Consider the following 20,223-nt stretch of genomic DNA (forward strand, 5'->3'; position numbering starts at 1 on the left):
ATAAGTGAGTGAGCACTCACTCACAAACTGTTTTACGGATCGGCCGTCAGCGGGTGCCCTCGCGCGCCACCACGCCGGCGATGCTCGCGCCGACGCTGATCCGGGGCAGCAGGACGGTCTGGACCGCGTGGTAGAGGTCGGGCTTGCCCGCCCAGGTCCCGGCGTGCGGCCGGTTCTGCGGGTCGAGCTCGTGGTGCCACGAGCCGTGCTGGAGGTCGATCAGGAACTCGCGGGCGTAGTCCCACCACCCCTGGGCTCGTTCGGCATAGGAGGCGTCGCCCGTGCGCGCACCGAGGACGGCAGCGGCAGCGATCGCTTCGCAGACCACCCAGTGCATCCGAGCCCGTACGACGGCGGCGCCGGTCCAGTCGGTCGTGTAGATGAACCCCGGTGCGCCGTCGACGTCCCACCCGTCGGCGACCGCGCGGTCGAAGAGCGCGACGGCATCGTCCACCAACCCGGCGGGGGCGGAGTCGCCGAGCGCGGCCTCGACATGGAGCGCGAGGCGGGCCCACTCCAGGCCATGACCGACCGTGGCGCCGTACGGCTTGAAGGGGTCGGCGGGGCGATCACGGTTGAACTCGAGGAGCGGTCGCCAGGCGGCGTCGAAGTGCTCCGGGAGGCGCCATTCGTGCTCGGCGGCGAGGCCGACCATCCGGGCCAGCGCGCGGCCCGCCCGCTCGGCCCACGGCCGACTGTCGTCGATCTCGCTCAGCGCGAGCATCGCCTCGACGGCGTGCATGGTGGCGTTGGCACCGCGGTAGGGGTCGAGCTCGTCGAAGCCGCGGCTCCACCCGTCGACGCAGAGGCCCTCGGCCTCGTCCCAGAAGTACCGGTCGAAGATCTCCGCCCCCGCGGTCGCGAGCTCGCGGGCACCCGGGATGCCGGCCAGCGTGGCCGTGGTCGCACCGAGCAGGACGAACGCATGGTCGTAGCCGGACTTCGCGCCGTCGTTCAGCGGCACCCCGTCGGGGCTGAGTCCAGAGAACCAGCCGCCGTCGAGCGGGTCGCGCAGCGGCCCGGCCATCTCGACGACCAGCCGCTCGGCCAGCGGACGGTCCTCGTCGTGCCCGAGCAGCACGGCCAGGGAGCGGACGTGCAGCATCCGCCCGGTGATCCAGAGGTACGACGGCTGGTCGATGTCGACGCCCCCCACCTCGTCGAGGACGCCGCAGCCGCCGGCCGGGTGGAACGGGTCCCGCCCGAACGCGAGCAGTCGGGTCAGCTCGGCGTCGAGCCACGCGTCGGTGGTCATGGCTGCAGCCGCTCCGTGGTCCAGCCGGTCGAGCCGGAGGTCGCACGGCGGTAGACGAGGCGGTCGTGCAGGCGCCCGGTCCGCCCCTGCCAGAACTCGACCACCTCGGGCACGACCCGGTAGCCGCCCCACTCGTCCGGCGACGGCACGTCCTCGACCCCGGCGAATCGCTCCTCAGCGGCGACGTAGGCAGCGTCGAGGGCCGCCCGATCGGCGATCACCTCGGACTGGTGCGAGGCCCAGGCGCCGAGCCGGGAGGCCCGCGGACGCACGGCGAAGTAGGCCTCGACCTCCGCGCGGTCGAGCTCGTGCGCGGTGCCCTCGACCCGGACCTGCCGCTCGAGCGGGTGCCACGGGAACAGCAGTGCGATCGCCGGGTTCGCCGCGAGCTCGGAGCCCTTGCGGCTGGCCTGGTTGGTGAAGAAGACGAAGCCGTCGGCACCGAATCCCTTGAGCAGCACGAACCGGGCCGAGGGGATGCCGTCGGGGGTCGCGGTGGCGACGACCATCGCGTTGGGCTCGTGGATGCCGGCGGCCGTCGCGTCGTCGTACCAGCGGTGGAACATCGTGATCGGATCGGTCGCGAGATCGGACTCGCTCAGCCCTCCGCGCGCGTAGTCCTCGCGCAGCGCCGACAGATCCTGGGGGCCTGGCTCATCCACGGAATGACCCTAGGGCATGTGGCAGAACAGGTTCTCGTGCAGAATGCCGAGGGACCTACTACCGAGGAGTAACGCATGGCTGACAAGCCCGTCGTCCACGACGGCCTGGAAGGCGTGGTCGCCTTCGAGACCAAGATCGCCGAGCCCGACAAGGAGGGTTCCGCGCTGCGGTACCGCGGGGTCGACATCGAGGACCTGGCCGGACGGGTGCCGTTCGAGAAGGTCTGGGGACTCCTCGTCGACGGCAGCTTCGACCCCGGCCTGATGCCGGCCGAGGCGTTCTCCCTGCCCGTGCACAGCGGCGACGTACGCGTCGACCTGCAGTCCGCGATCGCCCAGCTGGCGACCGCGTTCGGGTTCACCTACTCCTACGACTCGACCCCCGAGAAGGTCCGCGAGGACCTCGGCCGCGCCGCGGTGATGGTGCTGGCCTGGGCCGGACAGTCCGCGCGCGGGATCGGCCACCCGGTCGTCCCCCAGCACGTGGTCGACCAGGGCACCACGCTGGCCGAGAAGTTCCTGATCCGCTGGCGGGGCGAGGCCGACCCCAAGCACGTCAAGGCGATCGACGCCTACTGGAGCTCAGCGGCCGAGCACGGCATGAACGCCTCCACCTTCACCGCCCGGGTGATCACCTCGACCGGTGCCGACGTGGCCGCGGCCCTGTCCGGCGCGATCGGTGCGATGTCCGGCCCGCTGCACGGCGGCGCCCCCTCCCGTGTGCTCGGCATGATCGAGGACGTCGAGAAGGCCGGCGACGCCCGGCTCTACGTCAAGAACCTGCTCGACTCCGGTGAGCGCCTGATGGGCTTCGGCCACCGCGTCTACCGGGCCGAGGACCCGCGCGCCCGCGTCCTGCGGCGGACGGCGATGGAGCTCGGTGCTCCCCGGTACGAGGTCGCCCAGGCGCTCGAGGAGGCGGCTCTGACCGAGCTGCGCGAGCGTCGCCCCGACCGCGTGCTCGAGACGAACGTGGAGTTCTGGGCCGCGATCGTGCTCGACTTCGCCGACATCCCGGCGCACATGTTCACGTCGATGTTCACCTGCGCCCGCACCGGCGGCTGGTCGGCCCACATCCTGGAGCAGAAGACCACCGGCCGCCTGATCCGCCCGAGCGCGATCTACACCGGCCCCGGCACCCGCCCGGCCTCCGAGATCGCCGGCTGGAACCCCGACTGGTCCTGATCAGCGCTGCCGGGTCGGGATCGTGATCCAGGAGACGATCCCGCCCGCGACCAGCAGCACCGCGCACGCGATCATCGCCGAGCCGTAGGCGGCGCCGAACACCGCAGGATCGGTGTAGTCGGCGCCGCCCAGGCCCACCAGGGCCGGCAGGGCGGCGACCGCGAGCAGCGAGCCGGCCCGCGCGACGGCGTTGTTGATCCCGCTGGCGATCCCCGCGCGCTCGTCGGGGGCGGCCGCCAGCACGGTCGCCGTCAGGGGCGCGACCATCAAGGCGAGCCCGAGCACGAAGACCACGAGCCCCGGCAGTACGTCGACCCAGTAGCTCACCTCCGCGTCGATCTGCCACAGCAGCAGCACGCCCACCGCCATCACCAGCGGCCCGACCGTCATCGGGATGCGCGGACCGATCCGGTCCGAGATCCGGCCCCCGCGCGAGGCCAGGAGCAGCATCCCGATCGGGATCGGCAGCGTGGCAAGCCCCGCTTCGAGGGCGCCGTACCCGCCGACCGTCTGGAGCTGCAGCACCAGGAAGAGCAGGATCGCGCCGAGCGCGGCGTAGACCAGGAACGTCATCGCGTTGGCCGCGCTGAAGGTCCGCTCCCGGAAGAGGTCGAGCGGCATCATCGGGTCGGGCGAGCGGCGTTCGACCAGGAGGAACCCGAGCGCCGCCACCACACCCACAAGGGCGGCGATCCAGGCTCCGCGATCACCCCACTGGATCAGCGCGTAGGTCACGCCTCCCAGCGCGACCACGCCCAGTCCCGCACCCAGGACGTCGAACCGCGCGGGGACGGCCGCGGCCCGGGTCTCCGGCACCCAGCGCCGCGCCACCAGGACGGCCACCACCGCGATCGGCAGGTTGATCAGGAAGATCCACCTCCACGAGGCGTACTCCACGAGCGCGCCGCCGACGAACGGGCCGACGGCGGCCGCACCGCTGGTCAGGCCGGTCCACGCACCGATCGCTCGCGCCCGGCTGTCGTGGGCGAAGACCCCTTGGATCATCGCCAGGCTGCCCGGCGTCAACAGGGCGGCACCAATGCCCTGCAGGATGCGGGCCGCGACGAGCACCTCCGCCGTCGGCGCGAGGCCACAACCGAGGGAGGCGAGGGCGAACCAGGAGGTGCCGATGATGAAGATCCGAGTCCGCCCGAAGCGGTCTCCCAGCGAGCCGCCGAGCAGGATCAGCGACGCCATCGTCAGCAGGTAGGCGTTGGTGATCCACTGCAGCTCGGCCAGGCTGGCATCGAGATCGGTGCCGATCGTGCGCAGCGCCACGTTGACCACGGTGCCGTCGAGCAACGTCATCGCCGAGCCGAGCACCGCAGCGCCGATCACCGCCCGCCCGAGCGGCGTGCCGTAGACGATCTGCGGACCGGACTCGACGCTCATGCATCCCTCACGATCAGTCAGCCTAGGACCGCCCGGAGTCCGGACCGGGACAATCGGCTGGACCGCGGCTGCGAGAATGAGCCCGTGAAGATCCCCGCCGACCTCCTCCCCGCAGACGGCCGCTTCGGTTCCGGGCCCGCGAAGGTGCCGGACGGTTGGCTGGAGGCGCTGGCCGCGACCGGCCGCTCCCTGATGGGGACCTCGCACCGGCAGGCGCCGGTCAAGCACCTGGTCCGCGAGGTCACCGACGGGCTGTCAACCCTGTTCTCCCTGCCCGACGGCTACGAGATCGCGGTCGGCAACGGTGGCTCGACCGCATTCTGGGACCTGGCCGCCTTCGCCCTGATCGAGCGCCGCTCGCAGCACGCCGTCTTCGGTGAGTTCGGCGGCAAGTTCGGCAAGGCCGTCAACGCCGCGCCGTGGCTGGAGAGCCCGTCGATCCTTCCCGCCGAGCCCGGCACGCGTTCGGTCTGCGTCGCCGATGCCGACGTCGACGTCTACGCGTGGGCGCACAACGAGACCTCGACCGGCGTGTGGGCGCCGGTCGTGCGTCCGGCCGGGGCGACCGCGGACCAGCTCACGGTCGTCGATGCGACCTCGGCGGCCGGCGGCCTCGACCTCGACATCAGCCAGGCCGACGTCTACTACTTCGCCCCACAGAAGTCGTTCGCCTCCGACGGTGGGCTCTGGTTCGCCGCGCTCTCCCCCGCCGCGATCGAGCGCGCCGAGCGGATCAAGGCCTCGGGGCGCTACATCCCGGCGTTCTTCGACCTCGTCCAGGCGCTCGAGAACACCCGCCAGGACCAGACCCTCAACACCCCGTCGCTGGCGACGCTGTTCCTGATGGCCCGCACGCTGGAGTGGATGAACGCTGAGGGCGGGCTGCCGGCGATGGCATCACGGACCCACGCCTCGGCCACGGTCCTCTACGAGTGGGCCGAGAAGGCGTCGTACGCCGCCCCGTTCGTCGACGACCCCGAGAACCGGTCCGACGTCGTCGCCACGATCGAGCTCGACGCGTCGATCGACAAGGCGCGGGTGATGGCGATCCTGCGGGAGAACGGCGTCGTGGACCTCGACTCCTACCGCGGGATCGGCGCCAACCAGCTGCGCGTCGCGATGTACCCGACCGTGGATGCCGCCGACGTCGAGGCGCTCACCCGTTGCCTGGACCACGTCGTCCCGAACCTCTGACGAATCAGCGGCCCGCGCCGAGGCTGCCGCCGTCGACGACGATCACCTGACCGGTGACGTAACCACCGGCGCGTGACGCCAGCCAGACGGCGGTGCCGCCGATCTCCTCGGGACGGCCGATCCGGCGCAACGGGATGGTGCTGGTCGCCAGCTCCGCGAGCTCGGGTGTCTCGACGATGAAGGCCGACATCTTGGACTCGAACAGGCCAGGCGCGATCGCGTTGACCAGGATGTTCTCGGGGGCGAGCCGGCGCGCGTAGTGCCGGGTCAGCTGCGCGACCGCCGCCTTGCTGGCCGAATAGGCGTAGTTCTCCATCAGGGGCGCGGCCAGGCCGTCGATCGATCCGATGTTGATCACGCGGCTCGGCGCCTCGGCGGTGGCACCGGCACGCAGCAGCGGCAGGAGCTCGGCGGTCAGGTAGTGCAGCGACTTCACGTTGAGCGTCATCACCTTGTCCCAGCCGTTCTCCGGGAACTCCTCGATCGGTGCACCCCAGGTCGCCCCGGCGTTGTTCACCAGGACGTGGAGGCTCTCGGTGCGCTCGGCCACGTCAGCGGCGAGCGCACGGACACCGTCGGTGCTGGACAGGTCGGCGACGACCCCGTCCACGTCCCCCAGCGGCCGTAGGGCGGCGACGGTGGCGTCGAGCTCCTCACCGTGGCGCGCGCAGAGGATCACGCGGGCGCCGGCGTGGAGGAACTCGGTCGCGATCGCCAAGCCGATGCCGCGGGATCCGCCGGTGATCAGGGCGGTGCGCCCCTCCAGCGAGAACACGCCGGTCATGCCGTCACCGCGGGGGCATCGGCGCCGGCCGGCCAGGGTCGCATCCAGTCCTCGACGGGCAACGCCATCGCGTTGCACAGCGTGCAGATCGTCCGGTACCAACCCGCGACGACCAGGAACTCCATCCGCTGCTCGTCGTCGAGGAAGCCGAGGTCGTCCCACGCCGGCCCCGCGATCGAGCCGGTCGCCTCGAGTCCGTCGATCGCCCGGATCAGCGCCTGCTCGTCGGGTGCCCAGAACGCATCGTCGGCCGCCGAGGTCACGAGCGCGTCGCACTCCTCCGGGCTCAGGCCAGCGATCGGGCCCCAGAACGCGGCCTGCCCGCCCCACTCGTAGGCGCAGCCGATCCGAGCGCAGGTCCGCAGGATCACGATCGTGCGGTGCCGCGCCGACAGTCGCCCGTCGACGTACAGGGACTCGCCCATCGCCCGCGTCCGGTCGGCCAGGGCCGGGATCCGCTGCAGGCAGCGGGTCAGGAGCAGCGGCGGGTACGTCGCCTCGGGGTGGCCCCACCGACCGATCGCTCGCGCATCCTCGTCGCTCCACGGCTCCGCCAGTGGAGCGACCCGTCCGACCTGGGCGCCCATGTCCCGCACGCTACTTATCGGCACACCTGCACGCAAGAGGCGTGCTGCCTGACCAGCCGGGCCATCTCGGCGGACCAGACGGGCCATCTCGGCGAACTGCTACCGGCGCCGGGCGAGGAAGGCGAAGATGCCGACGAGGACGGCGGCGCCGGCGAGCCAGCCGACCCACTCGATCTCGGGCTCGGCGGGAGGCGTGGCGTCGACCGGAGGCTCGTCGGTCGCGGACGGTCCGTTGGGGGTGGGGGTGGCTGACGGCGAGGTGCCGTCGACGATGGCCTGCAGGGCCGGGGTCAGCTGGAGCTTGAGCACCGGGCTGTCGACTCCCTCCGAGGAGAGCCACAGCGTGCCGTCGGCGTCGATCGCGAGCCCCTCGCCCTGCTTCTGGGCCGGCAGCGTCATCGACCCGAGGCGGGTCAGGCTCGGCCAGGCGTAGAGCGTGGCCGAGGTGTAGCCGCGCACCAGGAAGTGCTTCCCGTCAGGCAGGAACGCGCCGTCGGTCGCCATCGGCAGCATCGCGTTCGGCGAGCTGAGTTGCTCCAGCGTCCGGACCTCGTCGAAGCCCAGGTCCTCGGGCCGCGGCGTCGCGAACAGGGTGCCGCCGAGGAATCCCTTGGTGACGATCAGCAGTCTGCCGTCGGGGGCCGCCATCAGGGTCTCGGCGTCGTGGGCTCCGTCGGGATAGACGTAGCGCTGCGGAAGGATGCCCTCGTCGGTCTCCGCGCCGAGGCCGACCTTGGCCTGGGTGATCACGATCGACTCCCGCCGCGCCCCGTTGTCGCCGATGTCGCCGACCCACACCCGGTCCGAGCTCGCTGGCCAGCCGACGGGGGCCAGCGACTCCACGTCGGTCGCTGACGCTGACCAGTCGCTCTCCCGCCGCGTCGTCCCGTGGTCGTCGACGACGAAGACCCGCCCGGTGTCACCGGAGTCGTTGGTGGTCACGAACAGGCCGTTGGGCAGGGCCACCAGCCCGGAGGACTCGGTGATCGCGGGATCGGTGAAGTGGAACGCCACCGTGTGCGGCGCCTGCGACAGCACGAGGGCCGCGACGATCCGCGCGATCACCGCACGAGCCTCAGGCCGACCCGAGGAGCTCGGCGAGCCGCGGCTTCAGCCCCCAGGTCGCCACCAGCTCGTCGTACTCCTTCTTCACCGCGCCGCCCTTGACCGGCCCCGAGGACCGGATCGCGCGCAGCATCGTGTTCCGCGGGGTGTGCTGGCTCTCGACGAACTGGATCACGTCGACCTTGTACCCGGCGACCCGCAGCAGCGAGGCGCGCAGCCCGTCGGTGAGGGTGTCGGCCAGCCGCTCGCGCAGGATGCCGTGCCGGGTCAGCATCGCGTACGGCGACGGGGTCGGCGCCTTGCGCAGCTGGGCCGCGATGTCGTGGTGGCAGCAGGGTGCGGCCAGCACGAGCGCGGACTCCCACTCGATCGCGCGCGCCAGGGCGTCGTCGGTCGCGGTGTCGCAGGCGTGCAGCGCGAGCACGATCTCCGGGCGGGCGTCGTCGGGGAACGTCACCCCGTCGATCGTGCCGACGACGAACTCGGCCGCCACCTCGAGCGAGGCGGCGACGGCGCTGTTGTGCTCGCGGGACTGCTCCTTGACGTCGACCCCCGTGACGACGACGGGCAGGTCGCGGACCGAGGTCAGGAAGCGCTGGGCGGCGAAGGTCAGGTAGCCGTTGCCGCAGCCCAGGTCGACGATCCGCAGCGGCTCCTCGGCGGTCGGCTTCCGCAGCCGGCCGGAGCTGGTCGCATCGCTGATCGCGACGTCGAGCTGGCGCAGGAACTCCTCGACCTGCCGGTACTTCGCGGTGCGGCTGGGCTTGAGCCTGCCGTCCTTGTCGCTGATCCCGAGGGTGATGAAGACCGGGTCCGACTCCGGCAGCAGACGCTCCTTGGCGTGGTCGTGCGCGCGCACAGGGTTAAGTGCTGGTGAATCCGCTTCGGCACCCGCCGCGGCCCCGGATTCACCAGCAGTTACCTTGCTGGCGACGAGGGCGGTGTGGGGGGTCTTGGCCTCGATCGTGGTCTCGGTCTCGACGCCGTCGACCAGCGCCGTCACGACCCAGCGCGCGAACGGCAGGTCGAGCAGAGCGTCCAGGGCCTCGAGGTCGCCGACAGCGTGGTTGGCGGTGAACGCCTGGGTGGCGTCGTAGGTCGTGATCTGCAGATGCGTGCCGGACTTCAGGTCGACGTACCGGATCTCGGCACGACGCCAGGCCGGGTCGGTGCCGCGCTGCTTGCCACTCGCCACGGCCTTGACCAGCACCTCAGGATCGCGGATCAGCGAGCGCATCCGGTTGAGCACCCGCAGCAGCGGCTCGCTCTCCCGGGCCGGCTTCGACGCGCCCTTCTGGCTCACTTCAGCACCTGCGCGATCACGACGATCACGAGCAGGGCCACCAGGGCCGCGGGGATGATCAGTCGGCGCTGCTTCGGGCTCACTCCGGCAGTCTACGAACGCGCGCGCATCCCGACCCCATCGCGAGTGCGCTGCTACCGTCCGGGACATGGTCGCCACCGTGGATGTCCTGGTCGAGGGGTACGCCGACGAGCGGGTGGCCAGCACGGTCACGCTGCTCCGCGACGGAGCGTCGGTCGTGATCGTCGATCCGGGCATGGTCGCGAGCCGGTCGGCGATCCTCGACCCGCTGGCGGCCCTCGGGGTCGACCCGGCCGAGGTCACCGACATCGTGCTCAGCCACCACCACCCCGACCACACGATCAACATCGCGCTCTTCGAGAACGCGCGGGTGCACGACGTGGGCACGACCTACGTGCACGACCAGTGGATCGACCGCGAGCCCGGCGACTGGCAGCTCTCGGAGTCGATCCGACTGACGCCGACGCCCGGCCACACCGCCGAGGACGTCTCGGTCCTGGCCACCACCACGTCCGGACTGGTCGTGACCACGCACCTGTGGTGGATGGCTGAAGGCCCGGCCGACGACCCGTTCGCCCCCGACCGCGGGCTGCTGCGCGAGCAGCGTCAACGACTCCTCGACCTCAGCCCGGCCCTCATCCTGCCGGGGCACGGGGCCGGATTCGTCCCGTCCGACTCGACCCCGGTCTGACCGGAGCCTTCGCTCAGCCGTCGAGCCGGACGAACGCCGTCAGGTCGTCGGCGGACACCGGTCGGATCTCACGATCGCCAGCGATGTGGAACGGCCACGATCGCACGCCGTAGCGTTCCAACGCGGAGTGGAGCTCGTGCGCCCGCCGGACGTCGTCGGGTGTGATCGTTGCGGGCCCGGGGCGGCTCAGCAGGACCGCCACGCTCCCTCCGGGGCAGAACTCCGCGACGGTCGTGCGCAGAGCAACCGCGAAGTCGAGCGCCTCGCAGACGGAGAGGAACTCGGGTGGATCCTCGATCGCCAGGGTGGCGGGCAGAGCATTCGACGCCTCGTCGATCAGCAGCACGAAGACCACCGGATCGGGCTCGGCGCCCGGCACGATGATCTCGGACCACAGCTGCTCGAGGTCGGCCTGGGTGCGCACGAGATGTGTCATGACCCCACCCTCGGTCCCGGGGAGGACCTCCGGTCACGCAGCCCGACCGGCCGGTGCACAACCCGGTCGGCAGCACCACCTGTGGAGACTCAGCGGCGCGAGGCGAAGAGCTCGGCGAGGTGCATCGTCGGCACCCCGGCCAGGTCGTCGAGCTGCACCCGGCAGCTCATCCCGTCAGCCAGGATGACGGTCGGCGGAGAGGCGGCGCGCACGGCCGGCAGCAGGTGGGTCTCGGCGATCGCGACGGAGACCTCGTAGTGCCCCTGCTCGACCCCGAAGTTGCCGGCCAGCCCGCAGCAGCCGGCCACCTTGGTCACGGTGGCGCCGGCCCGCTCCAGCAACGCCTGGTCGACCTTCCAGCCGAACACCGCGCTCTGGTGGCAGTGCGGCTGGGCGACGATCTCCACGCCGGACAGGTCGGGCAGCGGCAGCTCCAGGCGCGTCACCAGCTCGGCGAAGCTCAGCATCCCGCCAGCCACCTCGGCCGCCTCGGGGATCGCGGTCAGCTCGACCGAGTCCGAGCGCAGCGTCGCGAGGCAGGACGGCTCCAAACCCACGACAGGGACACCGGAGGCGATGTAGGGCGCCAGCGTCCGCACGGTGCGCTCCATGATCGAGCGTGCCTGGTCGAGCTGGCCGGTGGTGATCCAGGTCAGCCCGCAGCAGGCGTCGTCCTTGATCACCCGCACCCGCAGGCCGGACGCCTCGAGGAACTCGATCGCCGCGGCACCGGACTGGGTGAAGAAGTGGTCGGTGAACGAGTCAGCCCAGATCCAGACATCAGGCGCCTCGACGTCCACGACACGTCCGGTCGTCGCCGAGCGCCGCAGCGTCTTCGGCGCGAACTTCGGCACCGACCGCCGCTGGTCGATCCCGGCCATCCACTTGGCGAACCACGCCAACGGAGCCAGCTTCAGCAGCAGGTTGGTCAGTCGCGCGAACGGCGCACCCAGCCGCGCCCACATCGGCAGCCGCCCGAGCAGGTAGTGGGAGCGGGGCCGGCGACCGCCGACAGCACCCGGGGCGTCGTACGTCTGGTAGAGGCTCTCCGACTTGTACGTCGCCATGTCGATGCCGCTGGGGCAGTCGGTGGAGCAACCCTTGCAGGCCAGGCAGAGGTCGAGCGCACCCGCGACGGCGGGATCGGCCAGCCCCTGCACGAGGGCACCGTCCAACGCCTCCTGCAGCACCCGCGCGCGACCGCGGGTGGAGTCCTTCTCCTCCTTGGTGCCGAGGTAGGACGGGCACATCACCCCCGAGGTCGAGGGTGCCACGCACTTGCCCACACCCGTGCACCGGTGCACGGCCGCCCCCAGGTCACCGTCGTCGTGCAGCAGTCGCAGCGCGGTGGTCGGGCGGGCCCGCGGGCGGACCGGACGCAGGTCGTCGGTCATCGAGGCCGGCTCGACGATGTTGCCCGGGTTCATCAGACCCTCGGGGTCGCAGATCGCCTTGGCCGCGGCGAACAGCTCGATCGACTCGGCGTCGTACATCAGCGGCATCAGCTCCGAACGCACCCGGCCGTCGCCGTGCTCGCCCGAGAGGCTGCCGCCGTACTTCTTGATCCCGTGCGCGCAGGCGACCATGAACTCGCGGAACACCGCGGCCGAGGCCGGGTCGCCCGGCTGGAACGGGAAGTCGATCCGGCAGTGGATGCAGCCGTCGCCGAAATGGCCGTAGGGCAGGCCCTGCAGGCCGTGGGCACCGAGGATCTCGTCGAAGTCGCGCAGCCAGGCACCGAGGTGCTCCGGCGGTACGGCGGCGTCCTCCCAGCCCGAGTAGGCCGGTGTCGGCAGCGAGCGACCGGCCAACCCGGCGCCCTCCTCGCGGATCTTCCACATCGCAGCCTGCTCGGCCGGCGAGACCAGCAGTCGGGTTGCGAGCGCGCCCGAAGCGGTGTCGACGGCGGCGAGGATGGCCTCGGCGTCATCGCCCGCGGCCTCGGCCATCAACCAGCCGGCACCACGCGGCAGCTCGGGCACCGCTCCCCCGCGCGACCGGACCAGCTCGACGATCCGGGCGTCCAGGCCCTCGCAGGCGATCAGCTTGCCGCCGGCGGCACGCGCCGCGGCGACCACCGCCGGGACCGCGTCGGCGGCCTCCGGCATGGTGGCGTAGCCCAGCACCAGCAGCAGTCGGTGCGGCTCGTCGACGACGAGGTTCACGGTCGCCTCGAGCACGGTCGCCAGCGTCCCCTCGGTGCCGACCAGGAACCGGTCGATCCGGCGGCCCTTCTCGGGCAGCAGGTGCTCCAGCGAGTAGCCGGAGACCTGGCGGCCGAAGCGGCCGAACTCGGTCCGGACGTGCGCCAGGTTGGCATCGGCCAGCGCGACCAGCCGCTCGGCGGCGACGCCGACAGCACCCGAACCGTCGTACGAGACGACCTCGCCGGTGCCGAGCACGACGCTCAGCGCCTCGACGTTGTCGACGGTGCGGCCGTAGCCGAGCGCGCGGTTGCCGCAGGCGTTGTTGCCGATCATCCCGCCGATGGTGCAGCGCGTGTGGGTCGAGGGGTCGGGGCCGAAGCGCAGCCCGTGCGGGGCCGCCGCACGCTGCAGGTCGGCGTGCACGATGCCCGGCTCGACGCGGGCGGTGCGGGCCTCGGGATCGAGCTCCAGGACCCTGCCCAGCTGCCGGGTCTCGACCACGATGCCGGGGCCGACGGCGTTGCCGGCGATCGAGGTGCCGGCCCCGCGCAGGGTCAGCGGCACGCCCAACGCGCGCGAGGCCTCGTGCAGCGCGACCAGCTCGTCGGTCTCCCGCGGGGTCGCCACGACCTGCGGCACGACGCGGTAGAGCGAGGCGTCGGAGGAGTAGAGGGCGCGGGTGAGCGTGGAGTCGTCGACCGTGAGTCCTCGACTGCGCAGCTCAGCGGCGAGGTCAGTGGCAACGAGCGTCACGCGGCCATTCTCCCACTGGTGCGCAGCCGCTCCGCTCGCGCCTCCGCCCGGTGGACGCCCGGAACCCTCACGCGAGGCAGGTCAGGGCCCGCTGCAGCGCAGCTCGGCCGGCGTTCAAGGTCGCCCCCGTCCAGCTGACGTTGGACCAGTCAGCACGGAAGGAGTCCCGCCCGGCACCGGTCTCCGGCACGTCGTCGGCTCCGAGCGGGATCATCTGCGGATCCTCGTGGTCCGTCACCGCGGTGGCGTCGTTGGTCAGTGCCGCGCTCAGCGAGGCGCCGCCGGCGAGACTGCCGTCGTCGTGGACGTAGGCCCGCTCGACCGCGATGACGTACCAGACGCCGGTGGCGGTGGTCGCTGCACGGACCATCGCCGTGGCGGTAAAGGGTCCTGGATGACTGGCGATGGCGTACCCCGCCCAGTCGATCAGGTCCTTCGGCGGGACCTGGCAGTCACCGATCACGATCGGCGCGGCGCTGGTCGGAGCAGCCGGAGTCGTGGGGACCACGGGCGGGGACGGCGCAGCAGTCGGTTCGGACGTCCCGGAACAGCCGGCGAGGAGGAGGACCGCCCCGAGGAGCGCCGCCCAGTGAAGCCTCATGCCGAGGAGGCTAGTGAGCGGGCGGCCCGTCCGCAGCCGATCCGCCCGCAGCCAGTCCGGCCGCGGCGAGCGCGGCTCCGACGATCGTCGTCGTCTCCAGCGCTTCGACCTCACCCAACGGCACCCAGCGGACCTGGTCGGTGGTGCCGTCGACCTCGGTGATCTCGGGCGTCGCGGTCGGGTCGAGCATCCGCACCCGGTAAGCGAGCTGGATGCCGTGGAAGTCCTCGAGCCGTCCGGTGGGCGCGACCCCGGTGAAGTGCAGGTCGCGGATCTCCAGCGGCGCCTCGATCTCGACCTTGAGCCCGGTCTCCTCCACGAACTCGCGCAGCAGCGCGTCGGAGGGTGACTCACCGAAGTCGATCCCGCCGCCGGGCAGGTGCCACTTGCCGCCGCTGACCGCGTGCGGCGCGATCCGGGTCAGCAGCACCTCGACGCCACCCCCGGCACCGTCGCCGGCGCGGGTCAGGAGCCCGTACGTCGCCACCCGCTGCACCCGCGTGACCTGGTGCTGATCCAGCGCCTCGGCGACGAGGGACAGCGTGGCCACCGCCCCGGACCGTACGTCGGCCAGGGAGTGCCAGGCAGCCTCGGCCGTGGACCCACCGACCTCGACGGTGTGCGGCGGCGGTGCGTCGACGGGGACCCAGCCGTCGTAGACGATCCGCAGGGCGTGGGCGTCCACGTTGCGGCCCCGACGCCAGGTGTTCGACCGGTGGGCGGAGAGCAGCCAGGCCGTCTCCCCGACCGTGACGTCGAGTCCGGTCTCCTCGCGGACCTCGCGCACCACGGCCGATCGCGGGTCCTCACCGTGGTCGAGCCCGCCGCCGGGCAGCGTCCACACCGGGGTCGGGCTGAGCGCGTCGGCCAGGCGCGAGAGCAGGATCCGGTCGTCGCGGAGGATGACGGCGTAGGCGGCGACCCGCTGGACCTGAGGCAGTCGTTCCCGCCGCCTCATCGCGCTCATGAGAACGGGGGTCGTGCGTCGAGGGCGATCGACCGGCGCCCTGCCCAGTGCCACAGCCGGGCGGCGGAGTCGCGGTCCTCGTCGGTGACCAGGTTGCCCATCCAGCGCAGGGCCAGCGTCATCAGCCAACGGCTGCGGAGGCCGGCCGGGCCGAGCGCTGCCACGAGCTTCGGGTTGGTCGCGATGCCGCCGAGGCGCCGGGCGATGGAGAACGCCTCGCCGTAGTGCTCGGTCAGGATCGCGGGCCAGATGGTGGTGAGCGAGGTGTTCGGAGCAGCGGTGAGGACGTCGGCGATCAGCCGTCCGGTCTCTAGGCCGTAGTCGATGCCCTCGCCGTTGAGCGGGTTCACGCACGCCGCCGCGTCACCGATGAGCGCCCAGTTGGGGCCCGCGACGTTGCTGACGGCGCCGCCCATCGGGAGCAGGGCGCTGGCCTCGGACTGGAGCTCGCCCTGCAGTCCGAACTCGTCGCGGATCTGGTTGGCGTAGGTGCGCATCAACGGCTTGATCGCGACGTCCGCGGGTCGCTTCGCCGTCGCGAGGGTGCCGGCGCCGAGGTTGACCGACCCTCCCTCCCCATGACCGAGGCTGTCCCCGAGGGGGAAGACCCAGCCGTAGCCGCTGAGCAGCGTCCCCGCCTCGTCCCGCAGCTCGAGGTGCGAGGAGATCCACGGGTCGTCGCTGCGGGAGCTCTTCACGTAGGACCGTCCGGCGACGCCGTACACGGTGTCCCGGTGCCACTCGCGTCCGAGCACCTTCCCCAGCGGCGAGCGCACCCCGTCGGCGACGATCAGCCAGCGGCAGGCGATCTCGGCGCCGCCTTCGAACACCACCGCGGCGACCCGGCCGCCTTCACGACGGACGTCGACGGCCTTCAGTCCGTCGATCGCCGTCACCCCGTGCTTGATCGCGTTCGTGCGCAGGTGGTCGTCCAGCTCGACACGGGCGACCGCCGAACCCCAGTCCGGGTGAGATCCACCCGGCCAGGGCAGCTCCAGCGTCTGGCCGAAGCCGTGGGCGCGCAGACCACGCGAGACGGGGTGCGTCCGCACCCAGTCCTCGAGGCCGAGCAGCTGGAGCTCGGCGATCGCGCGGGGCGTCAGCCCGTCGCCGCAGGTCTTGTCACGCGGGAAGGTCGCCATGTCGACCAGGGTCACGTCGAGTCCCGCCCGGGCCAGCCAGGTCGCCGCCGCGGATCCCGCCGGACCGGCACCGACTACGAGGACGTCGGTCGAGGTCGGGAACGCAGACATGGGGTCCATCCTTCCAGAAAGCACAACGCCCGGCCCCTTGCGGGACCGGGCGTTGCTGGGGGCTACGTCAGTTCTGGTACGAACCGAAGTCGAAGTCGTCGAGAGCGACGGCCTGACCGGTTCCGTTACCGAAGTCGTAGTCGTAGGTGTCATATCCGGTCACCGAGTAGGCGGCCGCGCGGGCCTCCTCGGTCGGCTCGACCCGGATGTTCCGGTAGCGCTCCAGGCCGGTACCGGCCGGGATGAGCTTACCGATGATGACGTTCTCCTTCAGGCCGCGGAGGCTGTCGGAGCGACCGTTGATCGCCGCGTCGGTGAGGACTCGGGTGGTCTCCTGGAAGGAGGCCGCCGAGAGCCACGACTCGGTGGCGAGCGACGCCTTGGTGATGCCCATCAGCTCGGGACGACCCGAGGCCGGCTTGCCGCCCTCGGAGACCACGCGACGGTTCTCCGCCTCGTACTTCGCCCGGTCGACCAGGTCGGACGGGAGCAGGTTCGTCTCGCCCGACTCGAGCACCGTGATCCGGCGCAGCATCTGCCGCACGATGATCTCGATGTGCTTGGCGTGGATCGCCACACCCTGGCTCTTGTAGACGCCCTGGACCTCGTCGACGAGGTGCTTCTGGGTGGACCGGACACCGAGGATGCGGAGCACCTCCTTGGGGTCGGGGGTACCGACCGTGAGGGTGCGACCGACCTCGACGTGCTCACCGTCGGCGACGTTGAGACGCGAACGACGCGACACCACGTACTCGATGACCTCGTCACCGTTGTCCGGGGTGACGAGGACCTTGCGGGCCTTGTCGGTCTCCTCGATCTGGACGCGGCCGGCGGCCTCGCTGATCGGGGCGACACCCTTGGGGGTGCGGGCCTCGAAGAGCTCCACGACGCGGGGAAGACCCTGCGTGATGTCGCTCGCCGACGCCACACCACCGGTGTGGAAGGTACGCATCGTGAGCTGCGTGCCGGGCTCACCGATGGACTGGGCGGCGATGATGCCGACCGCCTCACCGATGTCGACCAGCTTGCCGGTCGCGAGCGAGCGGCCGTAGCACTTGGCGCAGGTACCGGTCGCGGCCTCACAGGTGAGGACGGAGCGGATCTTGACCTCGACCACGCCGGCCTCGGCGAGCTCGGCGATCTTGACGTCACCCAGGTCCTCGCCGGCGACGGCGACGACGTCACCGTTCGGGGCGATGACGTCCTCGGCCGCGGTGCGGGCGTAGGCGGTCGTCTCGACGTCCTCGTCCACGATCGAGACCAGGAAGCCACGCTCGGTGCCGCAGTCCTCCTCGCGGATGATGACGTCCTGCGAGACGTCCACCAGACGACGGGTCAGGTAACCCGAGTCGGCGGTACGCAGAGCGGTGTCGGCCAGACCCTTGCGAGCACCGTGGGTCGAGATGAAGTACTCGAGCACGGACAGGCCCTCGCGGAAGTTGGCCTTGATCGGGCGGGGGATGATCTCGCCCTTCGGGTTGGCCACAAGACCACGCATGGCGCCGACCTGGCGGATCTGGTTGAAGTTACCCGAGGCACCGGAGGTGACCTGCATGTAGATCGGGTTCTTCTTGTCGAAGGCCGCCTCCATGGCGTCTCCGACCTCCTTGGCCGCTTCGGTCCAGATCTCGACGAGCTCCTGACGGCGCTCCTCGTCAGTGACGAGACCACGCTCGTACTGCTTCTGGATCTTGGCCGCCTTCTCCTCGTAGCCCTTGAGGATCTCGAGCTTGTTCGACGGCGTCGTGACGTCGTCGATCGAGACGGTGACACCCGAGCGCGTGGCCCAGTGGAAACCGTTGTCCTTGAGCGCGTCCAGGGAGGCAGCGACGACGACCTTCGGGTACCGCTCAGCGAGGGCGTTGACGATCGCGCCGAGGCGCTTCTTGCCGACCTCCTCGTTCACGTACGGGAAGTCAGCCGGCAGCGTGTCGTTGAAGATGGTCCGACCCAGGGTGGTCTCGAGGATGATCGCGTCACCCTCGACGTAACCCTCGGGAGCCTCCCAGCCCTCCGGCGCGACGATGTCGTCGAGACGGATCTTGACCTGCGACTGCAGCGAGATCTCGCCACGGTCGAACGCCATGATCGCCTCGGCCGGCGAACCGAACGAGCGGCCCACACCGGGCTGGTCGTCGCGGTCGGTGGTGAGGAAGAACAGACCGATGATCATGTCCTGCGACGGCATCGTCACCGGACGACCGTCCGACGGCTTGAGGATGTTGTTCGTCGAGAGCATGAGCACCCGAGCCTCGGCCTGGGCCTCGGCCGACAGCGGCAGGTGGACAGCCATCTGGTCACCGTCGAAGTCGGCGTTGAAGGCGCCACAGACGAGCGGGTGCAGCTGGATGGCCTTGCCCTCGATGAGCTGCGGCTCGAACGCCTGGATACCGAGACGGTGAAGCGTGGGTGCACGGTTGAGCAGCACGGGGTGCTCGGTGATGACCTCTTCGAGGACGTCCCACACGACCGGGCGAGCACGCTCGACCATCCGCTTGGCCGACTTGATGTTCTGCGCGTGGCTCAGGTCCACGAGGCGCTTCATCACGAACGGCTTGAACAGCTCCAGGGCCATCTGCTTGGGCAGACCGCACTGGTGCAGCTTCAGCTGCGGACCCGAGACGATGACCGAACGACCCGAGTAGTCGACGCGCTTACCGAGCAGGTTCTGACGGAAGCGACCCTGCTTGCCCTTGAGCATGTCGGAGAGCGACTTGAGCGGACGGTTACCGGGACCGGTGACCGGGCGACCACGACGACCGTTGTCGAACAGCGAGTCGACGGCCTCCTGGAGCATCCGCTTCTCGTTGTTGACGATGATCTCCGGCGCACCGAGGTCGAGCAGACGCTTGAGTCGGTTGTTCCGGTTGATCACACGACGGTAGAGGTCGTTCAGGTCGGAGGTCGCGAAGCGACCACCGTCGAGCTGCACCATCGGGCGCAGGTCCGGCGGGATGACCGGGACGGCGTCGAGGACCATGCCGATCGGCTGGTTGCCGGTCTTGCGGAACGCGTCGACGACCTTGAGCCGCTTGAGAGCGCGGACCTTGCGCTGACCCTTGCCGGTGGCGATGGTCTCGCGCAGGGACTCGACCTCAGCAGCGATGTCGAAGTCCTGGAGGCGCTTCTGGATCGCCGTGGCGCCCATGTAGCCCTCGAAGTACTTGCCGAACCAGTTCTTCATCTCGCGGTAGAGGAGCTCGTCGCCGAGCAGGTCCTGCACCTTGAGGTTCTTGAACGTGTCCCAGACCTCGTCGAGGCGAGCGAGCTCGGCCTCACCACGCTTGCGGATGGCGGCGAGCTCGCGCTCGGCACCGTCGCGCACCTTGCGCTTGGCGTCGGCCTTGGCACCCTCGGCCTCGAGAGCCGCGAGGTCCTCCTCGAGCTTCTTCTGGCGGTCGTTGAGCGCGACCTCCATGCGGTTGGTCAGCATGTCGCGCTGCTGGCCGACCTTGGCCTCGAGGGAGGACAGGTCGCGGTGACGCGCGTCCTCGTCGACCGACGTGATCATGTACGCCGCGAAGTAGATGACCTTCTCCAGGTCCTTCGGGGCGAGGTCGAGCAGGTAGCCCAGCCGCGACGGAACGCCCTTGAAGTACCAGATGTGGGTCACGGGAGCGGCGAGCTCGATGTGGCCCATCCGCTCACGACGCACCTTGGAACGGGTGACCTCGACGCCACACCGCTCGCAGATGATGCCCTTGAAGCGAACGCGCTTGTACTTGCCGCAGTAGCACTCCCAGTCCCGGGTCGGGCCGAAGATCTTCTCGCAGAAGAGTCCGTCCCGCTCAGGCTTGAGCGTGCGGTAGTTGATGGTCTCCGGCTTCTTGACCTCACCGTGGCTCCACGCGCGGATCTCGTCCGCGGTGGCCAGGCCGATCCGAATCTGTTCGAAGAAGTTGACGTCCAACACTTTTTGAATACCTA

The 20,223-nt window shown here is 70.7% G+C and carries 16 protein-coding genes; 3 read left to right on the plus strand and 13 right to left on the minus strand.

Going from position 1 to position 20,223, the window contains the following annotated elements:
- Nucleotides 1-46 precede the first annotated feature (46 nt).
- Both ACZ5J1_RS15030 and pdxH read right to left on the minus strand, forming a co-directional pair.
- The gene (locus ACZ5J1_RS15030; protein ID WP_464560200.1) at nucleotides 47-1,255 is read right to left on the minus strand and encodes an AGE family epimerase/isomerase; all 1,209 of its coding nucleotides are present in this window, start codon (nucleotides 1,253-1,255) and stop codon (nucleotides 47-49) included.
- Nucleotides 1,252-1,917, minus strand: coding sequence for a pyridoxamine 5'-phosphate oxidase (pdxH, locus tag ACZ5J1_RS15035; protein WP_464560202.1), 666 nt, complete (start codon nucleotides 1,915-1,917; stop codon nucleotides 1,252-1,254). Before pdxH ends, ACZ5J1_RS15030 begins: the two co-directional genes overlap by 4 nt.
- Nucleotides 1,918-1,992: 75 nt before the next feature.
- Here pdxH and ACZ5J1_RS15040 point away from each other — a divergent pair, with 75 nt between their 5' ends.
- Nucleotides 1,993-3,102, plus strand: coding sequence for a citrate synthase 2 (locus tag ACZ5J1_RS15040; RefSeq protein WP_464560204.1), 1,110 nt, complete (start codon nucleotides 1,993-1,995; stop codon nucleotides 3,100-3,102).
- On the opposite strand, the gene ACZ5J1_RS15045 is transcribed toward ACZ5J1_RS15040, so the two are convergent.
- Entirely contained in the window at nucleotides 3,103-4,494 is a 1,392-nt protein-coding gene (locus ACZ5J1_RS15045; protein ID WP_464560206.1) for an MFS transporter, read from the minus strand.
- 84 nt (nucleotides 4,495-4,578) lie between these two features.
- Between ACZ5J1_RS15045 and serC the strand changes: the two genes are divergently transcribed.
- Entirely contained in the window at nucleotides 4,579-5,688 is a 1,110-nt protein-coding gene (gene serC / locus ACZ5J1_RS15050) for a phosphoserine transaminase (RefSeq protein WP_464560208.1), read from the plus strand.
- 4 nt (nucleotides 5,689-5,692) lie between these two features.
- On the opposite strand, the gene ACZ5J1_RS15055 is transcribed toward serC, so the two are convergent.
- The 4 genes from ACZ5J1_RS15055 to ACZ5J1_RS15070 all read right to left on the minus strand — a co-directional run bounded on the left by ACZ5J1_RS15055 (nucleotide 5,693) and on the right by ACZ5J1_RS15070 (nucleotide 9,427).
- Nucleotides 5,693-6,472, minus strand: coding sequence for an SDR family oxidoreductase (locus tag ACZ5J1_RS15055; protein ID WP_464560210.1), 780 nt, complete (start codon nucleotides 6,470-6,472; stop codon nucleotides 5,693-5,695).
- Nucleotides 6,469-7,059 carry a carboxymuconolactone decarboxylase family protein gene (locus ACZ5J1_RS15060; RefSeq protein WP_464560212.1) on the minus strand — a complete coding sequence of 197 codons (591 nt, stop codon included), beginning with the start codon at nucleotides 7,057-7,059 and terminating at the stop codon, nucleotides 6,469-6,471. The genes ACZ5J1_RS15055 and ACZ5J1_RS15060 overlap by 4 nt, the downstream gene beginning before the upstream one ends.
- Before the next feature lie 99 nt (nucleotides 7,060-7,158).
- On the minus strand, nucleotides 7,159-8,124 hold the full coding sequence (locus ACZ5J1_RS15065; RefSeq protein ID WP_464560214.1) for a hypothetical protein: 966 nt from the start codon (nucleotides 8,122-8,124) through the stop codon (nucleotides 7,159-7,161).
- A gap of 10 nt (nucleotides 8,125-8,134) precedes the next feature.
- Nucleotides 8,135-9,427, minus strand: a complete 1,293-nt coding sequence (locus tag ACZ5J1_RS15070) for a class I SAM-dependent methyltransferase (RefSeq protein ID WP_464560215.1) — start codon at nucleotides 9,425-9,427, stop codon at nucleotides 8,135-8,137.
- A gap of 148 nt (nucleotides 9,428-9,575) precedes the next feature.
- Between ACZ5J1_RS15070 and ACZ5J1_RS15075 the strand changes: the two genes are divergently transcribed.
- On the plus strand, nucleotides 9,576-10,139 hold the full coding sequence (locus ACZ5J1_RS15075) for an MBL fold metallo-hydrolase (RefSeq protein WP_464560217.1): 564 nt from the start codon (nucleotides 9,576-9,578) through the stop codon (nucleotides 10,137-10,139).
- A gap of 13 nt (nucleotides 10,140-10,152) precedes the next feature.
- Here ACZ5J1_RS15075 and ACZ5J1_RS15080 read toward each other — a convergent pair whose 3' ends face one another.
- The 6 genes from ACZ5J1_RS15080 to ACZ5J1_RS15105 form a co-directional block, all read right to left on the minus strand.
- Nucleotides 10,153-10,575, minus strand: a complete 423-nt coding sequence (locus ACZ5J1_RS15080; RefSeq protein ID WP_464560219.1) for a hypothetical protein — start codon at nucleotides 10,573-10,575, stop codon at nucleotides 10,153-10,155.
- A gap of 89 nt (nucleotides 10,576-10,664) precedes the next feature.
- Nucleotides 10,665-13,475, minus strand: a complete 2,811-nt coding sequence (locus tag ACZ5J1_RS15085; protein ID WP_464560221.1) for an FAD-binding and (Fe-S)-binding domain-containing protein — start codon at nucleotides 13,473-13,475, stop codon at nucleotides 10,665-10,667.
- Nucleotides 13,476-13,542: 67 nt separating this feature from the next.
- Complete coding sequence (locus ACZ5J1_RS15090) at nucleotides 13,543-14,076, minus strand: hypothetical protein (protein ID WP_464560223.1); 534 nt, start codon at nucleotides 14,074-14,076, stop codon at nucleotides 13,543-13,545.
- 10 nt (nucleotides 14,077-14,086) lie between these two features.
- Nucleotides 14,087-15,043: an NUDIX domain-containing protein gene (locus tag ACZ5J1_RS15095; protein WP_464560225.1), complete on the minus strand. Its 957-nt coding sequence runs from the start codon at nucleotides 15,041-15,043 to the stop codon at nucleotides 14,087-14,089.
- Nucleotides 15,040-16,296, minus strand: a complete 1,257-nt coding sequence (locus ACZ5J1_RS15100) for a geranylgeranyl reductase family protein (RefSeq protein ID WP_464560227.1) — start codon at nucleotides 16,294-16,296, stop codon at nucleotides 15,040-15,042. Before ACZ5J1_RS15100 ends, ACZ5J1_RS15095 begins: the two co-directional genes overlap by 4 nt.
- 67 nt (nucleotides 16,297-16,363) lie before the next feature.
- Nucleotides 16,364-20,209: a DNA-directed RNA polymerase subunit beta' gene (locus ACZ5J1_RS15105; protein ID WP_464560229.1), complete on the minus strand. Its 3,846-nt coding sequence runs from the start codon at nucleotides 20,207-20,209 to the stop codon at nucleotides 16,364-16,366.
- Nucleotides 20,210-20,223: the final 14 nt, after the last annotated feature.

This window comes from Nocardioides sp. JCM 18999, assembly GCF_055391175.1.

What these genes read in the sequence shown, in the direction of transcription:
- ACZ5J1_RS15030 (WP_464560200.1), bottom strand. Translation starts at nt 1,255, where the DNA reads ATGACCACCGACGCGTGGCTCGACGCCGAGCTGACCCGACTGCTCGCG.
- ACZ5J1_RS15040 (WP_464560204.1), top strand. Translation starts at nt 1,993, where the DNA reads ATGGCTGACAAGCCCGTCGTCCACGACGGCCTGGAAGGCGTGGTCGCC.
- ACZ5J1_RS15045 (WP_464560206.1), bottom strand. Translation starts at nt 4,494, where the DNA reads ATGAGCGTCGAGTCCGGTCCGCAGATCGTCTACGGCACGCCGCTCGGG.
- ACZ5J1_RS15055 (WP_464560210.1), bottom strand. Translation starts at nt 6,472, where the DNA reads ATGACCGGCGTGTTCTCGCTGGAGGGGCGCACCGCCCTGATCACCGGC.
- ACZ5J1_RS15060 (WP_464560212.1), bottom strand. Translation starts at nt 7,059, where the DNA reads ATGGGCGCCCAGGTCGGACGGGTCGCTCCACTGGCGGAGCCGTGGAGC.
- ACZ5J1_RS15075 (WP_464560217.1), top strand. Translation starts at nt 9,576, where the DNA reads ATGGTCGCCACCGTGGATGTCCTGGTCGAGGGGTACGCCGACGAGCGG.
- ACZ5J1_RS15080 (WP_464560219.1), bottom strand. Translation starts at nt 10,575, where the DNA reads ATGACACATCTCGTGCGCACCCAGGCCGACCTCGAGCAGCTGTGGTCC.
- ACZ5J1_RS15090 (WP_464560223.1), bottom strand. Translation starts at nt 14,076, where the DNA reads ATGAGGCTTCACTGGGCGGCGCTCCTCGGGGCGGTCCTCCTCCTCGCC.
- ACZ5J1_RS15095 (WP_464560225.1), bottom strand. Translation starts at nt 15,043, where the DNA reads ATGAGCGCGATGAGGCGGCGGGAACGACTGCCTCAGGTCCAGCGGGTC.
- ACZ5J1_RS15100 (WP_464560227.1), bottom strand. Translation starts at nt 16,296, where the DNA reads ATGTCTGCGTTCCCGACCTCGACCGACGTCCTCGTAGTCGGTGCCGGT.